This is a genomic window from Anaerococcus sp. C0059F3 (assembly GCF_056590475.1).
On the sequence record NZ_JBWPWE010000011.1, the window covers coordinates 16875 to 33928 of the forward strand.

Genomic DNA, 17054 nt, shown 5'->3' on the forward strand with positions numbered 1-17054 from the left:
AAAGACAAAAAAACGGCACCCTAAGGTACCGTTTGATCCTAGATTCTATTTAATTTTCTTATAGCCGATTCCTGCACCGATTAGAGTAACAAGAGCAAGGCTTGTGCCTACTAGACCGGTTTTTGGGTTTTTAGCAGACTGTTTATTCTTTCCTGCCATTACTTCTTCGATTTTTATAATCTTTCCAAATTGGGCTGGGTAAGAGGTGAGAACTACATCATTTGTGAAAATCTTGTATTCCTTGCCTTCTTTTATTTCTAGTTTTCCAAAGTCTTTTTTAGGAACAAGGTACTTATCTTCCTTGTTTGACTTTCTATAAACAGTCACACCTTCCTCGTCGATTTTTTCTACTACAAAGATGTCAGATAGAGTTTTTTCCTTAGCCTTTTCTTCTTTAGCTGGTTTTTCCTTAGATTTTTCAGGTGTTTTCTTTTTATCAGCAGGCTTTTCTGCCTTTTTTGGAGCTTCTTTTTCTAATTCTGCCTTTATTACTTTCGCAAATTGGGCTGGATCTGAAGTTAGGATTTCTTCTGATGTTTCAATCTTATAAGTTTCTCCAACTTTTGGATTGGCCTTGCCAAAGTCTTTTTTAGGGATATTATACTTGCTTTCCTTCATGTCCTTTTCGTAAACTGTAACCATATCATCAGCAACTTTTTCTACAACATAAGATTTTACCATAGTCTTAGCTGGTATTTCTTTTTCAACAATGGAGAAAATCTTGCCAAATTGTGCTGGGTAGGATTTTAGAGAAATATTATCAGATGTAATAGTAAAGACCTTGCCTTTTTCGACTTTCATATCCTTAAATTCAGATTTTGGCACATTGTAAAGATTTGATTCGTTTCCTACTTCATAAAGGGTGACGCCTTCTTCGTTGATTTCTTTAACAACAAAATCTCTTACGACCTTTTCTTCCTTAGGTTTTACTTCACTTATTTTGTGGATTTTTGTAAATTTAGCTGGATATGAAGCGTAAAGTACATCATCTGCTACGATTTCTACTTCTTTGCCCTCTACTAAATCAATATTCTTGAATTCTTTTTTTGGAACATTGTAAAGGTCATCAGGATTTGATTTAAGGTATAAATCTACTCCTTCTTCATTTATGGTCTTGATTACATAAATATCAGAAGTAACGTGACTTTCCTTGCCTTCGATAACCTTATACACTTTTCCAAATTTTGCTGGATCTGATTCTAAGATTTCCCTATTTGTATAAAGGGTGAAAATCTTACCTTCTTTAAGGTCCATGCCCTTAAAATAAGATTTTGGAACATTGTAGACATCAGCTTCGTTATTAACGTCCACAATATCAACCCCTTCTTCATAAATTTTCTTTACCTTGTATTCTGCTACTTTTGGATTTGTAATAGGGTCTTCTGCTTCGATTTCATTTACTTTTTGATTTTTCATTTCGCTAGCATAGGCGCTATTAATCAACATAGCTGACACTGCTAGGGCTAGTAATAATTTAGATTTATTCATGACACCCTCCTTAAAAATTCTTATATTAGTGTCTTTCTTAACTATATAATACCCAAAATGGTGTTAATTTTGTGTTAAATTTGTAGAAATTTTAAAAGTTTTTTATTAGTTGTATATTAATAATAGAGAATAAAAAAAGAGAGGTAATTATGAAATTTATTTCATGGAATATAGATTCACTAAACGCAGCCCTAACAAGCGATTCTGCAAGGGCTGTGATGAGCCGTTTGGTTTTAGATAGGCTTGTGAAGGAAGATGCTGATGTAATAGCCATCCAAGAAACCAAACTTCCTTATTCTGGCCTTAGCAAAAAACATGTGAAAAAACTTGCTGAATATTTCCCAGAATATGATTATGTTTATAGGCAAAGCGAGGAGCCTGCGAGAAAATCTTATGCAGGAACTATGACCCTTTACAAAAAAGGTCTTGAGGCAGAAGCAACTTTTCCTCAAATCGGTGCACCTTGTACCATGGATTTTGAAGGCAGGATTATCACCCTAGAGTTTGATAATTTTTATTTCACCCACGTCTATACACCAAATGCTGGTGACAAATTAGTAAGACTTCCTGATAGGCAGGTTTGGGATAGGCTCTATGCTGATTATCTAAAAAGTTTGGATCAAAATAAGCCAGTAATAGCAGCTGGTGACTTTAACGTTGCCCACAAGGAAATTGACCTTGCAAACCCTGATAACAACCACGAATCAGCTGGTTTTACGGATGAAGAAAGGGAAGGCTTTACAAATCTTCTTGATAAAGGATTTACAGACACCTTTAGACACATCCACGGCGATGTGGAAGGTCGCTACACTTGGTGGGCCCAAAGGGTTAAGACAAGTAAAATCAACAACTCCGGCTGGAGGATTGATTATTTCATAGTTTCAGATAGGATTAAAGACTTAATTACAAATTCGGACATGATCGACTCTGGCGAAAGACAAGACCACACACCAATTGTTTTAGAAATTAATATATAAGAAAAAAACCTTGAAGGATCCATTTTTATGGTCTTCAAGGTTTATTTTTATTTGCAATGTATTTTAATTTTTAAATAGATTTTACACTCTTAATTTTTTATCATCCATGTAAACTTCATCAATAATTGCAGATCCTAGGCATACTTCTCCGTCGTAGAAAACTGCGGCTTGGCCTGGGGTTACGGCCTTGGTGTCGTCATAAGTCACTTCTACCTTGCCATCTTCAAGGACTTTCACATGGGCCCTTATATCTGCTTGCCTATACCTAAATTTGGCTGTGCAATCAAATTCCTTTGGACTTTCCTTATCAGAAATTGTAGAAAATTCTGACCCGTATAGCTTATTTGAAAATAAAAGCGGATTATTTTTTCCCTGGCAGACTAGAAGTTCGTTTTTCTCAAGGTCTTTTCCATAAACAAACCAAGCTTCTCCCTCACCGCCTATGCCAAGTCCACGTCTTTGGCCGATTGTGTGATACATCAAACCGTCGTGTTTTCCCATGATGTGACCTTCTGTATCGACAATATTTCCTGGTTGAGCTGGAAGGTAATGAGATAAAAATTCGTTAAAATCTCTCTCGCCAATGAAGCAAATTCCTGTCGAATCTTTCTTATTAGCAGTTGCAAGGCCCGCTTTTTTGGCGATTTCCCTTACTTCTGATTTTTGCAAATCGCCTACTGGAAATAAAACGTCTTTTATTTGTTCTTGGGATAATTGGCTTAGAAAATAAGTCTGATCCTTGTTGGAATCAAGACCTCTTAGCATCTTTGTTTCCCCATCGGTCCTGTCAACTCTTGCATAATGTCCTGTTGCTAAATAGTCCGCCCCAAGATTTTTTGCAAAATCCAAAAAGGCCTTAAACTTTATCTCCTTATTGCACATGATATCAGGGTTTGGAGTCCTGCCCTTCTTGTATTCATCAAGAAAGTAGGAAAAAACCCTGTCGTAATATTCTTTTTCAAAATTTATGGAATAATAAGGAATTCCGATTTGGTTACAAACGGCAACCGCATCTTCGAAGTCTTCTTCGGCAGTGCAAAAACCATTTTCATCGGTATCATCCCAGTTTTTCATGAAAATCCCTGTCACATCATAGCCCTCTTCTTTTAAAAGAAGGGCTGCAACAGAAGAATCCACCCCGCCTGAGATCCCCACTATTACCTTTATATCTTTTTTATCTGTCATCTAATTCTCCTAAAACTTCTAATAGCCTATCAATATCTGCCCTTGTATTTTCAAAACCCAGGCTAATCCTTAGTGAATGGCTGGCCATGTCTGGTCCGTAAATTCTTTCAACAACCTTTGAAGGAATCACAGCTCCCGCCCTACAAGCAGAACCCGCAGAAACGGCAATCCCGTGCATATCAAGATAAGTTAGCAAAAAGTCTGACCTATAGTCTTTGAAATAAATATTTACGATGTGATCGACTGTCTGATCTGGATTGCCATTTATCTCGTAAATTATCTTTGATTTTCCAAGACTTTCTAGTAAATATCCTTTCAAATCCTTGATCTTTTCCCTTTCTTCAATCATATAAGGAAAAGATTTGGCCATGGAATAAGCGCCCATTACATAGGAAGTGCCTGCCCTGCGGTATTTTTCCTGCTCACCGCCCTTTATAAAAGAAGGGAGGTTTTCTCTTGCAAATAAAATTCCAAAACCATTTATTCCCCCGATTTTGTGGCCAGAAAGGGATAAGAAGTCAATATTCATCTCATCCACATCAATATCCAAATGGCCGTATGCTTGGACGCAGTCGACGTGGAAATAAATGTCTTTATCTTTTAAAAACTCACCGATTTCCTTAATTGGCATTATAAGGCCCATTTCATTATTTACCATCATTACCGAAACGAGTTTAATATCGTCTGTGAGTTTTTCCTTTATTTGATCAAGGCTAATTCCTTCCTCGTTTGCCTCTATAAGAATGGTGTTTTGAGGATTATAGGTATTTTCAATAGAGTCGTGCTCGATATTACTTGTAATTATTTTTTCGTCTTTAAAAGCAGAAAGAACTGTATTATTGGATTCACTGGCTCCAGATGTGAAAATAATCTGACTTGGCTTTGCCCCGATGGATTTTGCAACGTCTTTTCTCGCATCTTCCAAAATTCTTTTGGCATCCCTTCCAAAAGAATGGCTAGAATCGGGATTTCCGTCAAATAATTCGGCCTGATTTATTATATCTTCTAAAATTTTCTTTCTTTTTATGCTTGTTGCTGCATAGTCAAAATAAATCTTCTTCATTCTCTCAATATACTTTTCTAGGGCTTGTATTCAAGGTTTTTGGCCAAGTAAAAACCGCCCTAAGGCGGCATTCTTTATTTTTTCATAGATTAGTATTATTGGTCCAAAAACATATGAAACTAAATGTACGGTTTGGGGAATTATAAAAAAATTATCTCCAATTTTTTCATTAACTATATCGTAAACAAAAACCATGGTAAAAACCGAAATACCAAAGTATATAGTTGGTATGATTTCTAATCCTTCAAAAGGATCAACTTTAAAATATTGGGTCATAAGTAAATAATATCCACCAAAACCAACAAGGCCAAAAATAAAGACTAAAAAGTCATAAAAATCAAATTTCTTTTTCATATTCTTATTCCTTTCTCAAATTTTTTCTGTAAATATAGGCTAAAAACAGAAAGTATATGAGGGCAATTACATTAAGCCTATCATCAATACCATCAAGGATAAAATTAGAGGTAATAGCAAGGCTAAGGGGCCTAAAAAAGCTAAAAAAGTTTAGGTCTTTTTTTATAAGTTTATTAAGGTCAAAGCAAGCAAAGATTATTAAAAATATTAAAAATAATTTATTTTCCATTCTCTTCCTCCCAAAGGTCTAAGCAAATTTTGGCTCGTCCCCCATTTTTGTTTTCAAGAAGGAGCCTTCCTCCCATAGCTTCTATATAAGAATTTCCTATAAAGAGTCCCATACCAGTTCCTTTGCCGGATGTCCTGCCGTAATTATCTGTATAAAAAAGATTTTTGCCATCTTTTAGGCTTTTTTCATCAAAACCTCGCCCATCATCAGCAACTGTGATTATGATTTCCCCATTTTTTTCCGCAAGCTCTAGCCAAACCGCACTCTTCCTGTGTTCAAAGGCATTGGTCAAAAGCTGGCTTAGGGCCTTGTCAAACCTTATTTTATCAATCTTTAGATAATATTTACTTCGAATATTAATTTCATTTATAAGACCAATTTCCTCTTCCCTCATATCTTCAAAAAGACTTAAATTTGCCTTTAAATTTGCCATAAATTCGGAAAGCGAAATTTTTACTGGCCTTATCTCTTCGATAAAGCCCCCGCTTACCTCCATCAAATCGCCAATATAGGCTGCGATTTTTTCGCTTTCGCCCTTAATCTTTACAATCCTAGCCTGGTTTTTTAGATCAATAGGCTTAAGAAGGGATAAATTTGTATTTATCACTGTAAGTGGAGTTTTCATATCATGGGAAATTGCTGCTAGACTTGTTTTTATAAAAGAATCTTTCTCTCTTATTTTTTGGTTTTTATCTTTTAAAGTCTTGGCAATTAGGTCAAATTCTGCCAATTCCAAGTCCTTGTCATAATTATCTTTTTTTATAGATTCTTCTAAAATCCTTAAATCATTCAGAATATTCTTATCAATCCCAATGTAAAATTTTCTTAGAAAATAGAGAGAATAAATCATAAAAATTCCCATGGGAAAATCTCTTTTTAGCCTTAGGGGATACAGGTATTCTTGGCCTAATTTGAGGGCAATAATTGTTAAAATCCCGTAAGTTAGGACTCTCAAGAAATTATCCAAGAGAAGGCCTAAGACCAAGTTTTTTACTCGTTTTTCCATTTGTAACCCTCCTTCCAAACATTTTCTACCGGGTCATCTGCCCCAATTTCAAGGATTTTCTTTCTGATGTTATAAATATGGGTCACAATCGTCCTCTCTGATACCTGATCGAAATTATCCGATGCCATAGAAAGAAGGCTCTCTTTAGAAAGGACCCTTCCCTTATTGATAAATAAAATTTTCAAAATCTTTTTTTCCTGACTTGTTAAATAGATTTGGCTTTCATTTTTCTTAACCGAACCCGTTTCAAAATCAAAAGTGGTCTCCTTGTAGGAAATTTCTGAATTTTCATTTATCCTTAATTTTGATTTTATCCTGGCAAGTAGGATATCCGGATCAAATGGTTTTTTGATATAGTCATCTGCCCCAAGACTCAGGCCTTTTAGCTCATCTTCTTTGCCGCCCTTGGCAGTTAGGATTATAATCGGTCTTTTTATTTCACTTCTAACAATTTTTAGAAAATCCAAACCATCAAACTTACCCAACATAAGGTCCAAAATTATCAAATCATATTTATTTAAAATCAGATAATCGTCAATTTCCCCAAGATCGAGAAAATAGTCCACCCCATAACCTTCATTTTCCAAGAGGTCCTTGAGGGATTCGACCAGGGCAAGATTATCTTCAATTATACAAATGTCCATTTTCTCACCTCTCCTATATTATAGACGATTTTTATCAATAATTGGTAAAGACCATAAAAAAACCAGACCCTAGGCCTGGTTAAATTTATCCTTCTATATCTATTTTCATCTGAGCCAAAAAAGTTTCCCCAGCTTTTAGGATGTAAGGTTCCCCGCCCTTTACAAAGGACTTGCCATTGTAGCAAGGCTCCACACACCTGTAATCATCTAGGAAATCTGTCCAGATAGCAAACTTGTGGAAATTTTCTGAAGTGATTTTAATATCGAAATTATCCGCCTTAAAGGAAACCTCACTTGCATCTAGAAAATAAGTATCTTTTAGGTTAAAGTCCCCAAAATCTAGGCCATGAACTTCAAAATCTTCACCTGCCTTAAAATATGGGTGAAAACCTGGTGCCACTGGCAAATCTTTGTCAGACTCATTTAGCATTTTTATTTCAGCGATCAAAGATTTATCTGAAAGCTCATAAGCAATAAAAGAATCCATGCCCTCATAGCCACAGGTGCCGGCAAGTTTTAAAATAACTTTTTCAGGGCTTTTTTCTACCACTTCCCATTCAAAATCCCTGCCATAGCCATGGTCTTTTAGGTCATTTATCTCGCTTGGTCCAAAAGATGGAAGACATGGGTGAGATCCTCCCCTAGTTTTCTTTTTGCCAGCAATTTCTGTCTCAAATTTTGGGAAAAATACATCTTTGCCATCGTAGGTAAATTCTTCTATGTAGGCACCATTTGTGTCTGCTAATAATCTTGTTTTATTATTTTTTAGTTCAATTTTCATCTTAACTCCTTTTTAAAGAACCATTACCAAGGTCCCAATACTTATTAATATTGCGCCAATTATAGCTTTTTTGCTTGCTGTTTCGCCCAAAATTATGAAGGCAAAAATAATTGTGAAAACCACGCTTAGCTTATCAATTGGCACAACCTTTGATGCCTCTGTCATTTGTAGGGCCTTATAAAAGGCAAGCCAGGAAATGCCTGTGGCAAGGCCTGAGAGGATTAAAAATATCAAAGTTTTTTTGCTAATACTTCCTAAATCGTGCTGTCCACCGACCACAAAAACCATTATCCAAGAAAAGACAAGGACCACTGTAGTTCTAATGGCTGTGGCTAGGTTTGAATTAATGTCGGAAATGCCGATTTTAGCCAAGATTGATGTCAAAGCTGCAAATATCGCTGATAAAAAGGCGTAAAAATATGCCATATCTTCTCCTTAGAAAAAAACTCCCCCATCAAGGGAGAGCCTAATTAGTCTTCGAATTCGTCAGCTAGGATATTTTTTAGGACTTCTGCCTCTTCTGCTGTAAGGGTGATGCCCTTGCTCATCCTAGTGTGGTCTTCGTTCCAGTCTCTGATGTCGTATTTTGGCTCTCTTTCATTCCAGCTAACAAGGTTTAACTCCTTGGTCCAACCCTTTGCATTTGTTGAAAGGATGCCAATATTTTCTACTATATCATATTTAATTGCCATAATTCACACTCCTAGTTACAGTATATGTTTATTTTTTATTTCTTCAATCTTAATTTTTTATCAACATCTTTTTGGACTTGATTATAGTTATAGCCCGCATATTTGAGGCGTTTTTCCCTTTCCTTACCCTCAGCCCAGTGACCGTCGATTATTTCCTGGATAAGGTCATTGTAATTTTTCCTAGACTTACCCTTAATGATTAAAGGATAATCCCTATAAAGAGTATTTAAGTCAAGGTTGCCTGGATAGCCTGCAACCCTACCCTTGTGGGCATATTGCCAGATGTCAAATTCTGTGTCGGTATAGCCTGTAAAACCAACTCCGTCATAGTCAGCAATCCAGAAATTGCCCCTGTTTCTTACTTCCCTATTTAAGTGGTTTTTGGCAAAGTGTGGGTAGGAATAAATCCCTGCTACATAGCCATTTCTCTTCATGATATTTAGGAAGGTGTCGGCCACTTTTGAGAGTTCCTCCCTAGAAACCTTGGCCTGTCTCATATTATCTTCCATATCCAAAAAGATTGGCAAGGAAATATTTTTGCCCCTGATATAATCAAGAACGTAGTTTGCTTCTTTTCTCGCTTCTTCAACATTTGTCGCCCTTGAATAGTGGTAAAAACCAATTGGCACGTTTCTTGCGTTTAGGTTTTGGTAGTGACTATCAACTGTGAGATCACGCCTTAGGTAATAGGATTTTTCCCCTGTTTCCTCGTCTTCTTTGAAGGTTGTAATGGATGAACGTAGTATGGCTCCGTCAATTTCCTTGGCAAAAACATCGTAATTTACAGCCACAGGATTTTGGTGCTCACTCATATCTACAACCTTGGTATAAACCGCAGTTTTTGGATAGACTACTGGTTTTTTCTTTTCTTCCGCTGGTTTCACGGAAGGATTTTTCTTAATTAGGGCCTCGCGCCTGGCCTTAACTTTTTCACTATCAACCTTAACTCCATTTTTGATTAAGACCTCATCAAGACTTGTAGCATCGTATTTTACTACATCGCTTGCGTGGGCTAGGCCTGGCAGGCCTATTAATAAGGCCACTCCTATGGCCATTATTTTTGTAAATTTCTTCATTTTATCTCCAATACATCGCTTAAATCAATGTGGCAATAGCCAGCTGGGTTTTTCTTCAAATAGTCTTGGTGATAGGCTTCTGCCACCACATAAGACCTTAATTCTTCTACTTCTACAAGGATTTTCCTGTCAGCTTCCTTTTGCTTTTTGTCTAGGAAATTTCTTGCAAATTCCAAATCTTCTTCATTTTTAGAATAAATCCCTGTCCTATATTGGCGGCCTAGGTCATTGCCCTGCCTGTTTAGGGAAAAAGGATTAATTATATAATAAAAATGTTCAAGGATTTGATCTAAAGAAATTTTTTCTTCATCAAAAGTCACTTTTACTGTTTCTGCAAAATCAGTTTTGTATAGTTCTTCATAAGTAGTTGTGGATGTGTTTCCATTAGCATAGCCACATTCTGTAGCAACAACTCCATCAAGGCCCCCAAAATAGGCATCTACTCCCCAAAAACAACCACCTGCTAGGTATATTTCTCTCATTATTTTCTCCTAAATTTTGTAAAATCTGTCCTTCTTTGACTTCTCCATTTAAAATTCTTAAGTGAAGCTGAAAATGAAGATGACAACAAAACACCAAAGGCAATGGCTGCTGCAATCCCTAGGGCCTTATAAAAATAAGAAAGGGCGACAAGATTTTCATTAGCTATAAAATTTGTCATCGATTTATAAATGGCTTCGCCTGGGCAAAGATTGATTATACCTGGAAGGATAAAAACGCTGGCTGGATAATGAAAAACCCTGGCCAAAACCTCTGCTGTTGCAGCCATTACAAGGGCAGAAACTAGAGATCCTAGATATACAGAACCAGTAACTTCCATAGTTATTTTATAGATTACCCAACCAAAACCTGCTGCCAAACTTGAAATATAAATAGCTTTTTTGGGTAAATCAAAAATCAAACCAAAACCAACTGCCGCAATGGCTGAAATTATAAATTCTCTAAAATAAATCATATTAACCCCAAATCTTCATAATTGTAATAGGAGTACCAACTCCCATGGCAAGGGCTGTCGATATTAAAATACCAATTACAGCTCCAGTTAGGCCACTAGTCGCATCCCCACTCATCAAGTCCCTCATGGCATTTGTAATCATTATTCCCGGAAGGAGTGCCATCATGGATGAAACAATGATTATACCTGATTCAATTCCAGGAAGATAATGGGCAAAAATTATGGTTAGGAGGGAAACAATGACCCCGTAGAGGTAATTTACCACAAAATAACCAATTCCATTTTGTTCCATAAAGTTTGCTGCATAGTAAGAAAGGAGTCCCACTATAAAGGAAACTGCCATCTCATCCTGACCACCACTTAGAAGTAGGGAAAAAGCTCCAGCTGCTATGCCCCCGCCTAGGATTTTTTCAAAAAGTGGTTTTCCTGTAGAAGCCTTAATCTTCTTAAGCTCCACTAAGGCCTCTTCCAGGCTTAATTTGCCCGCACAAAAATCTCTTGAAAATTGGTTGACCTTGTCAACGTAAAATAATTTATTGGCCCTGTTTTTTACCCTCCTAACATTGGTATGGACCTCGTTGTCATAGGTAAAAGATAGGATAATTACGTTAAAAGTTGAGTAAACATCAACATCCTTGGCGTTTGTCTTAGACCTTATTATTCTTTCTACTGTATCTTCAACCCTATATATCTCCGCCCCGCTTGCAAGCATGATCGCGCCAGCATCTGAGGCGACTTCTGATAATAGGACTGCTGCTTTTTCATTCTTAATTGTATCGTGCATGGTTTTTCCTATAAATAATTATTCTTGTACTTCTTGATATTTTCTTCAGACAAAAACTCATAGGCATCGTTGATTTCTTGGAATTTCTCCTTGGCACCAGGCTCTTTATTCAAATCTGGATGGTATTTTTTGGCAAGCTTCCTATAAGCAAGTTTTACATCATAGATGTCTGTATTTAGTGGCACACCAAGCTTACTTGTTGCATTTTCATACCTTTCCTTAAAGCCAAGGTCATTAACCCCAGAAAAACCACCGCCATAATTTTGGTAGCCGCCATAATTACCACCAGAAAAACCACCAAAGTCACCTTGGTTAAAATCCCTGGTGTCATAGTAGGTGAAATTACCAAAGAGGTCTTCAAAGTAGTCGTACATTTGTTCTTGGCGGCGACGAGCTTCTTCTTCCGCCTGTCTTTGTCTTTCTTTTTCTTGGTCAATCCTATATTTTTCAGAATAATCTGAAATATTTTCAAAGCCGACCCTCTCCCCTGTTATCAAATAATTTGCCCTGTCATACATCCATTCAGTAAGGACATAATTTCCATACCTTAGAATAGAAATAAACTTAGGTCCAAGGACTGGAATTACAAGGATAATAAAAATCGCATACCAGACCTTGGCAGGCAAAAATAATAAAAGAGTTGGAAGGAAAATAAAAGTCGAACAGCCCACCATAAAGACAAGGGCCAAAAGAGATCTTATTCCTTCAAAGGTCATCACTAATATATTCATAAAGTTAATTAGAACTGCAAAAATAGTTCCAACAAGAGTCGCAAGTCCATGAAGGAACTTGCCAAATAGTTTTTTCATAAAATGTCCTTTCTTTCCCATTATATTATACATCTTTAGATAAGATTACCAAGAAAAAACAGACCACGGGGTCTGTTCTTTTTAGCCGAATAAATCTGTGTTATTTGAATTGTATAGGTTGTAGTAGACTCCATTTTTGGCTAGGAGGTCTTTGTGGTTGCCTCTTTCTACTATGCCGTCGTAGGTTAGGACTATGATTTCATCGGCGTTTATGATGGTTGAGAGTCTGTGTGCTATTATTAGGGTGGTCCTGCCCTTTGATAGTTTTTCTAAAGATGCTTGGACTATGGCTTCGCTCTTATTGTCTAGGGCACTTGTTGCCTCATCTAGGATTAGGATTGGTGGGTTTTTAAGAAAGACTCTTGCTATTGATATTCTTTGCTTTTGTCCTCCAGATAATTTTACTCCACGTTCTCCAATATAGGTGTCAAGCCCATTTGGCAAATCTTTTATAAATTCATCTGCACCTGCAAGTCTTGCTGCTTCCTTGATTTCTGCTTCTGTGGCATCTTCCTTGCCGTAGGCAATATTTTCCCTAACTGTGCCTGAAAATAGGTAAACATCTTGCTGGACGATTCCAATATTGTTTCTCAAAGAATCAATGGAAAGGTCCTTGATATTTGTATTATCAATCCTAATTTCCCCTTCATTTACATCGTAAAATCTTGGGATTAGCTTTGAAATTGTGGTCTTTCCTGCTCCTGAAGGACCGACTAGGGCAATATTTTCCCCAACATCAATTTTAAAGGACATGTCTTCTAGGACATAAGGTTCATTTTCTGCTGAGTTTGGATATTTGAAAGATACCTTATCAAATTCAATTTTACCCTTAACGTCTGCTAGGGTTTCTGGGTTTTCTGCGTCAAATATATCCCTATCAAGACTCATAATTTCGATAAAGCGTTCTATACCGGTTGTCCCTCTTTCATAGGTGTCGGTGAAGTTTATAAGCCTTTCAATGGTTGCAACTAACATATTTAGATACATGGTAAAGGCGATTAGGTCACCTGGGGTGATTTCTTTATTTATTACAAGTAGACCGCCGATTACAATTAAAACCAAATACATGAGGCCTGAAAAAGTGTCCTTGACCATAAAATATTTGGCCATGTTGTAATATTGGTCGGCCTTGATGTCAGCAAACTTGTCGTTTTCCTTGGCAAATTTGGATTTTTCAATATTTTCATTGGCAAAAGATTTTACAACGCTGATGCCAAGTAAAGTATCTTCCACACCTGCATTTATTTCCCCGATTTGCTTCTTAGAATTTTTGGTCGCCTTTCTAAATTTGGCCCTAGACTTCCTTGAAACAACGTACATTAGTGGGATTAGGATATAGATTACTAGGGCTAATTTCCAATCTATTGTCAATAAGACTATAAAGGAAATTATTAGCTTGATGGCCCCAGCTAGGAATTCCTCAGGAACGTGATGGGCAAACTCAGTAATTTCAAACAAATCAGAGGTAAGCCTGGTCATTAGCTGGCCGATTTTTGCTTCATTAAAAAATTCTGTATCCATTTCCATGAGGTGGTTGAAGACATCTTTTCTCATATCTCTTTCGATCGACGCCCCCATAATGTGGCCCATAGACTGCATGAAATACCTAGCTATGACTGAAACTGCCTTTGTTATGGCATAAATTATAGCAACTTTCACTATCCTTGGCGCATCGAGGACGCCTATTTGTGCCCAGTCTGTGAGGTAGGATAACAAAAGTGGCAAGATTAGCTCAGATACTGTTGTAAAGGCTGCTGCCAACAAATCTATGGTTAAAACCTTCCTGTAAGGTCCATAATAAGGTATGAACTTTTTTAGGAGGTATTTGTTTGTGTATTTTCTTTGATTTTTTTCCATAATACTCCCTTCTTTTTTATCTCAATAGGTCTATAATACTATATTTTATAAATAATTCACCTTTCCTTGTCTTTCAACTTTTACATATTTATTATTGTGAAGTATGTTATAATTAAGGAAAGAAATCTTTGTCTAAAGGAGGACTTATGGCAAGAATAATAGAAAAAACAAATTTGAATGATACAACCATCAAGTTTGTTGTGAAGGCCCCAGAGATTGCAAGAAAAGCTCTGCCTGGCCAATTTATAATCCTAAGGCTCGATGAAAAAGGCGAAAGAGTGCCTTTTACCATTTCAGGAGTCGACGGTGAAAATGTTACAATAATCGTCCAAGTCGTTGGCGGCACAACTATGAGAATGAACGACCTTAAGGCTGGGGATGGATTTTTAGACTTCGTAGGCCCCCTTGGCAAACCTACTGAATTAGACGATTTGAAGGGGAAAAATGTCTGCGTAATCGGCGGCGGTCTTGGAACTGCAATTGCCTATCCACAGGCCAAATACCTCCACGAAATCGGAGCCAATGTTGATGTCATCATGGGTTTTAAAAATAAGGACATAATCATTCTTGAAGATGAACTTGAAAATTGTTCGGATAATCTTTACATAACAACCGATGACGGATCTTACGGCAGACAGGGTTTTGTAACCCAGGTTTTAGAAGACCTCTTAAAGGAAGGAAAAATCTACGACCACGTCCTTACTATTGGCCCTGCTATAATGATGAAAAATGTGGTTAACATTACCAAAGTCCAAGATATACCAACAACTGTGTCCATGAACTCAATTATGGTTGACGGCACAGGTATGTGCGGCTGTTGCAGGCTTACTGTTGGTGGGGAAATGAAATTTGCCTGCGTTGACGGACCTGATTTTGACGGATTTTTGGTAGATTTTGATGAGGCCATGAATAGGTCAAGAAACTATGCCACAGAGGAAAGAGAACACTTTTGCAACCTAACTGGGGAGGTAAGAAATGGCAAAATTTAATATGTCAAATGAAAAAGTAAAGATGCCTGAACAGGACCCAAATGTTAGAAATAAAAATTTTGACGAAGTTGCCACAGGCTATACCGCAGAAATGGCCCTAGAAGAAGCCACTAGGTGTGTCCACTGCAAGAACCAGCCTTGTGTTTCTGGCTGTCCTGTTTCCGTAAAAATTCCTGAATTTATCCAATTTATAGTTGACGGCGACCTTGATAATGCCTACGAAAAAATCGCCGAAACCAACAACCTACCAGCCATTTGCGGGAGAGTTTGCCCACAAGAAAACCAATGCGAAGGCGTTTGTACAAGAGGAATCAAGGGCGAACCTGTTGGAATAGGCAGGCTTGAGAGATTTGTCGCAGATTATCACAACAACAAAAAATATAAAAAACCAGTTGAAGTTTACGCTAACAAGGAAAAAGTCGCTGTGGTTGGTGCAGGCCCATCTGGCCTAACTGCTGCTGCAGATCTTGCAAAACTAGGCTATAAGGTAACTCTTTTTGATGCCTTCCACACTGCAGGTGGGGTTTTGATGTATGGAATTCCTGAATTTAGGCTTCCAAAAAAACTAGTAAATACAGAACTTAAAAACGTAATCGGACTTGGAGTTAAACTAAAAACCAACACCATTGTTGGCAGGACCCTTTCTATTGAAGACCTCTATGATCAGGGCTATGAGGCAATTTACATAGCATCTGGTGCTGGACTTCCAAAGTTTTTGGGTATCCCTGGTGAAAACCTAAACGGAGTTTATTCTGCAAATGAATTTTTAACCCGTATGAACCTTATGAAAGCCTATAAGTTTCCAAAATACGACACACCAGTCCATGTGGGCAAAAAAGTCTGCGTAGTTGGTGGCGGAAATGTTGCTATGGATGCAGCTAGATCTGCAAAAAGACTTGGGGCTGATGTGACAGTTGTTTACCGTAGGAGTTTTGAGGAAATGCCAGCCAGGGCTGAGGAAAGCCACCACGCCATAGAAGAAGGCATTAATTTTATGAACCTCCACAACCCAGTAGAAATTATTGGCGAAAATGGTTGGGTTAAGGCTGTAAAGGTTGAGAAAATGGAACTCGGCGAACCAGATGCTTCAGGCAGAAGAAGACCTGTTGCCACAGGCAAATTCGAAGAAGTAGAATTTGAATCTGTAATTGTTTCAATCGGCCAATCTCCAAACCCACTAATCAAGCACACCAATCCAGATATAAAAACCGAATCTTGGGGCGGAATTATAATTGACGATACCACCATGACCAGCAAGGACGGAGTCTTTGCAGGAGGTGACGCTGTTTCAGGCGCAGCCACAGTAATCCTAGCCATGGGAGCCGGCAAAAAGGCCGCAGCAAACATTGATAAATATATAAGAAATAAAAATGATTAATTATATAGGGCTAGCTCTTTTTGCTTATATCTTAGACTTTAGGGTATAAATTAAATAAATAAAAAAGAAAGGATTTATCAATGAAAATAGGATTATTAGTAGGATCACTTAGAAAAAATTCATGGAATAAAAAGCTTGCCAAGGAAGTTGCAGAACTTCTAGATGTTGAAACATATATGATAGATTTAAGCGAAACACCTTTTTATAACCAAGACCTAGACATGGGCGAAATTCACCCTGCCTACATTAAACTTAGAGAAGATGTCAAAAAATGTGACGCCTTTATCTTTATAACACCAGAATACAACAGGTCCCTAGCCCCAGTCTTAAAAAATGCAATTGACATTGCATCTCGTGGGCCAGAAGGAAACCTATGGGCTGGAAAGCCAGCTACAGTTTTTAGCTCAACAATCGGTACAATGGGTGGGGTATCAAGTAACCTTGCCCTAAAGCAATCCTTTACTTGTGTAGACCTCATAGCAATGAGCAAGCCAGAAGTATACCTAGCTAAGATTAACGAATTATTTGATAAGGATGGAAAACTTATCGAAGAAACAAGACCATTTGTAAAAAGTGCCTGCGATGCCTTCGTAGACTTTGCTAAAAAATTTGTAGACTAAAAAAAGGTGATGCAGAATAGGTAAATCTATTCTGCTCATCACTTTTTTTCTTGTGTATTTGTATCAAGCCATTAATTTTTATAGAGTTTTTTAAGATAAGAATAAATTTTCCACATTTTTATTAAAATTAGGGTCACTTAATAAAGCTATCTATCATGAATATTTTT

Annotated in this window: 20 protein-coding genes; 4 read left to right on the forward strand and 16 right to left on the reverse strand. The window is 37.3% G+C overall.

Going from position 1 to position 17054, the window contains the following annotated elements:
* Window positions 1-45 precede the first annotated feature (45 nt).
* Window positions 46-1488: a hypothetical protein gene (locus tag AC1EJ5_RS07850; protein WP_479815606.1), complete on the reverse strand. Its 1443-nt coding sequence runs from the start codon at window positions 1486-1488 to the stop codon at window positions 46-48.
* Between the two features lie 149 nt (window positions 1489-1637).
* On the opposite strand from AC1EJ5_RS07850, the gene AC1EJ5_RS07855 reads away from it, so the two are divergent.
* Window positions 1638-2465, forward strand: coding sequence for an exodeoxyribonuclease III (locus AC1EJ5_RS07855; RefSeq protein ID WP_479815608.1), 828 nt, complete (start codon window positions 1638-1640; stop codon window positions 2463-2465).
* A gap of 81 nt (window positions 2466-2546) precedes the next feature.
* Here the strand turns inward: AC1EJ5_RS07855 and mnmA are convergent, their stop codons facing one another.
* The 15 genes from mnmA to AC1EJ5_RS07930 all read right to left on the reverse strand — a co-directional run bounded on the left by mnmA (window position 2547) and on the right by AC1EJ5_RS07930 (window position 13900).
* Complete coding sequence (mnmA, locus tag AC1EJ5_RS07860; protein ID WP_479815610.1) at window positions 2547-3650, reverse strand: tRNA 2-thiouridine(34) synthase MnmA; 1104 nt, start codon at window positions 3648-3650, stop codon at window positions 2547-2549.
* Complete coding sequence (locus tag AC1EJ5_RS07865) at window positions 3640-4713, reverse strand: cysteine desulfurase family protein (RefSeq protein ID WP_479815612.1); 1074 nt, start codon at window positions 4711-4713, stop codon at window positions 3640-3642. The genes mnmA and AC1EJ5_RS07865 overlap by 11 nt, the downstream gene beginning before the upstream one ends.
* Before the next feature lie 30 nt (window positions 4714-4743).
* On the reverse strand, window positions 4744-5067 hold the full coding sequence (locus AC1EJ5_RS07870) for a hypothetical protein (protein ID WP_348937276.1): 324 nt from the start codon (window positions 5065-5067) through the stop codon (window positions 4744-4746).
* A gap of 4 nt (window positions 5068-5071) precedes the next feature.
* Complete coding sequence (locus AC1EJ5_RS07875) at window positions 5072-5296, reverse strand: hypothetical protein (protein ID WP_308748642.1); 225 nt, start codon at window positions 5294-5296, stop codon at window positions 5072-5074.
* Window positions 5286-6302 carry a sensor histidine kinase gene (locus AC1EJ5_RS07880; protein ID WP_308748643.1) on the reverse strand — a complete coding sequence of 339 codons (1017 nt, stop codon included), beginning with the start codon at window positions 6300-6302 and terminating at the stop codon, window positions 5286-5288. Before AC1EJ5_RS07880 ends, AC1EJ5_RS07875 begins: the two co-directional genes overlap by 11 nt.
* Entirely contained in the window at window positions 6287-6946 is a 660-nt protein-coding gene (locus AC1EJ5_RS07885) for a response regulator transcription factor (protein ID WP_348937278.1), read from the reverse strand. The genes AC1EJ5_RS07880 and AC1EJ5_RS07885 overlap by 16 nt, the downstream gene beginning before the upstream one ends.
* Before the next feature lie 85 nt (window positions 6947-7031).
* Window positions 7032-7727 carry an aldose epimerase family protein gene (locus tag AC1EJ5_RS07890; protein ID WP_308748646.1) on the reverse strand — a complete coding sequence of 232 codons (696 nt, stop codon included), beginning with the start codon at window positions 7725-7727 and terminating at the stop codon, window positions 7032-7034.
* A 12-nt stretch (window positions 7728-7739) separates the two neighbouring features.
* Window positions 7740-8153, reverse strand: a complete 414-nt coding sequence (locus AC1EJ5_RS07895) for an EamA family transporter (protein WP_308748647.1) — start codon at window positions 8151-8153, stop codon at window positions 7740-7742.
* Window positions 8154-8197: 44 nt separating this feature from the next.
* A complete protein-coding gene (locus AC1EJ5_RS07900) occupies window positions 8198-8419 on the reverse strand; it encodes a YdbC family protein (protein WP_209771302.1) in 222 nt (73 codons plus the stop codon).
* 35 nt (window positions 8420-8454) lie between these two features.
* Window positions 8455-9495 (reverse strand): GH25 family lysozyme, encoded by a 1041-nt coding sequence (locus AC1EJ5_RS07905; protein ID WP_308748648.1) that lies wholly within the window; start codon window positions 9493-9495, stop codon window positions 8455-8457.
* The gene (gene msrA / locus AC1EJ5_RS07910; protein WP_308748649.1) at window positions 9492-9977 is read right to left on the reverse strand and encodes a peptide-methionine (S)-S-oxide reductase MsrA; all 486 of its coding nucleotides are present in this window, start codon (window positions 9975-9977) and stop codon (window positions 9492-9494) included. The genes AC1EJ5_RS07905 and msrA overlap by 4 nt, the downstream gene beginning before the upstream one ends.
* The gene (locus tag AC1EJ5_RS07915; protein WP_223419899.1) at window positions 9977-10450 is read right to left on the reverse strand and encodes a threonine/serine exporter family protein; all 474 of its coding nucleotides are present in this window, start codon (window positions 10448-10450) and stop codon (window positions 9977-9979) included. Before AC1EJ5_RS07915 ends, msrA begins: the two co-directional genes overlap by 1 nt.
* A gap of 1 nt (window position 10451) precedes the next feature.
* Entirely contained in the window at window positions 10452-11234 is a 783-nt protein-coding gene (locus tag AC1EJ5_RS07920; RefSeq protein ID WP_223419897.1) for a threonine/serine exporter family protein, read from the reverse strand.
* Window positions 11235-11242: 8 nt separating this feature from the next.
* Window positions 11243-12043 carry a DnaJ domain-containing protein gene (locus AC1EJ5_RS07925; protein WP_479815616.1) on the reverse strand — a complete coding sequence of 267 codons (801 nt, stop codon included), beginning with the start codon at window positions 12041-12043 and terminating at the stop codon, window positions 11243-11245.
* 81 nt (window positions 12044-12124) lie between these two features.
* Window positions 12125-13900, reverse strand: a complete 1776-nt coding sequence (locus AC1EJ5_RS07930) for an ABC transporter ATP-binding protein (protein WP_479815618.1) — start codon at window positions 13898-13900, stop codon at window positions 12125-12127.
* Window positions 13901-14046: 146 nt separating this feature from the next.
* Here AC1EJ5_RS07930 and AC1EJ5_RS07935 point away from each other — a divergent pair, with 146 nt between their 5' ends.
* The 3 genes from AC1EJ5_RS07935 (at window position 14047) to AC1EJ5_RS07945 (ending at window position 16887) form a co-directional block, all read left to right on the forward strand.
* Window positions 14047-14889 (forward strand): sulfide/dihydroorotate dehydrogenase-like FAD/NAD-binding protein, encoded by an 843-nt coding sequence (locus AC1EJ5_RS07935; protein ID WP_479815620.1) that lies wholly within the window; start codon window positions 14047-14049, stop codon window positions 14887-14889.
* Window positions 14876-16267: an NADPH-dependent glutamate synthase gene (gltA, locus tag AC1EJ5_RS07940; protein ID WP_479815622.1), complete on the forward strand. Its 1392-nt coding sequence runs from the start codon at window positions 14876-14878 to the stop codon at window positions 16265-16267. Before AC1EJ5_RS07935 ends, gltA begins: the two co-directional genes overlap by 14 nt.
* Window positions 16268-16347: 80 nt before the next feature.
* Window positions 16348-16887, forward strand: a complete 540-nt coding sequence (locus AC1EJ5_RS07945) for an NADPH-dependent FMN reductase (protein WP_223419887.1) — start codon at window positions 16348-16350, stop codon at window positions 16885-16887.
* Window positions 16888-17054: the final 167 nt, after the last annotated feature.

What these genes read in the sequence shown, in the direction of transcription:
- AC1EJ5_RS07915 (WP_223419899.1), bottom strand. Translation starts at nt 10,450, where the DNA reads ATGATTTATTTTAGAGAATTTATAATTTCAGCCATTGCGGCAGTTGGT.
- gltA (WP_479815622.1), top strand. Translation starts at nt 14,876, where the DNA reads ATGGCAAAATTTAATATGTCAAATGAAAAAGTAAAGATGCCTGAACAG.
- AC1EJ5_RS07870 (WP_348937276.1), bottom strand. Translation starts at nt 5,067, where the DNA reads ATGAAAAAGAAATTTGATTTTTATGACTTTTTAGTCTTTATTTTTGGC.
- AC1EJ5_RS07945 (WP_223419887.1), top strand. Translation starts at nt 16,348, where the DNA reads ATGAAAATAGGATTATTAGTAGGATCACTTAGAAAAAATTCATGGAAT.
- AC1EJ5_RS07850 (WP_479815606.1), bottom strand. Translation starts at nt 1,488, where the DNA reads ATGAATAAATCTAAATTATTACTAGCCCTAGCAGTGTCAGCTATGTTG.
- AC1EJ5_RS07930 (WP_479815618.1), bottom strand. Translation starts at nt 13,900, where the DNA reads ATGGAAAAAAATCAAAGAAAATACACAAACAAATACCTCCTAAAAAAG.
- AC1EJ5_RS07920 (WP_223419897.1), bottom strand. Translation starts at nt 11,234, where the DNA reads ATGCACGATACAATTAAGAATGAAAAAGCAGCAGTCCTATTATCAGAA.
- AC1EJ5_RS07885 (WP_348937278.1), bottom strand. Translation starts at nt 6,946, where the DNA reads ATGGACATTTGTATAATTGAAGATAATCTTGCCCTGGTCGAATCCCTC.
- AC1EJ5_RS07890 (WP_308748646.1), bottom strand. Translation starts at nt 7,727, where the DNA reads ATGAAAATTGAACTAAAAAATAATAAAACAAGATTATTAGCAGACACA.
- AC1EJ5_RS07880 (WP_308748643.1), bottom strand. Translation starts at nt 6,302, where the DNA reads ATGGAAAAACGAGTAAAAAACTTGGTCTTAGGCCTTCTCTTGGATAAT.
- mnmA (WP_479815610.1), bottom strand. Translation starts at nt 3,650, where the DNA reads ATGACAGATAAAAAAGATATAAAGGTAATAGTGGGGATCTCAGGCGGG.
- AC1EJ5_RS07875 (WP_308748642.1), bottom strand. Translation starts at nt 5,296, where the DNA reads ATGGAAAATAAATTATTTTTAATATTTTTAATAATCTTTGCTTGCTTT.
- AC1EJ5_RS07925 (WP_479815616.1), bottom strand. Translation starts at nt 12,043, where the DNA reads ATGAAAAAACTATTTGGCAAGTTCCTTCATGGACTTGCGACTCTTGTT.
- AC1EJ5_RS07935 (WP_479815620.1), top strand. Translation starts at nt 14,047, where the DNA reads ATGGCAAGAATAATAGAAAAAACAAATTTGAATGATACAACCATCAAG.
- AC1EJ5_RS07895 (WP_308748647.1), bottom strand. Translation starts at nt 8,153, where the DNA reads ATGGCATATTTTTACGCCTTTTTATCAGCGATATTTGCAGCTTTGACA.
- AC1EJ5_RS07905 (WP_308748648.1), bottom strand. Translation starts at nt 9,495, where the DNA reads ATGAAGAAATTTACAAAAATAATGGCCATAGGAGTGGCCTTATTAATA.
- AC1EJ5_RS07865 (WP_479815612.1), bottom strand. Translation starts at nt 4,713, where the DNA reads ATGAAGAAGATTTATTTTGACTATGCAGCAACAAGCATAAAAAGAAAG.
- AC1EJ5_RS07855 (WP_479815608.1), top strand. Translation starts at nt 1,638, where the DNA reads ATGAAATTTATTTCATGGAATATAGATTCACTAAACGCAGCCCTAACA.
- msrA (WP_308748649.1), bottom strand. Translation starts at nt 9,977, where the DNA reads ATGAGAGAAATATACCTAGCAGGTGGTTGTTTTTGGGGAGTAGATGCC.
- AC1EJ5_RS07900 (WP_209771302.1), bottom strand. Translation starts at nt 8,419, where the DNA reads ATGGCAATTAAATATGATATAGTAGAAAATATTGGCATCCTTTCAACA.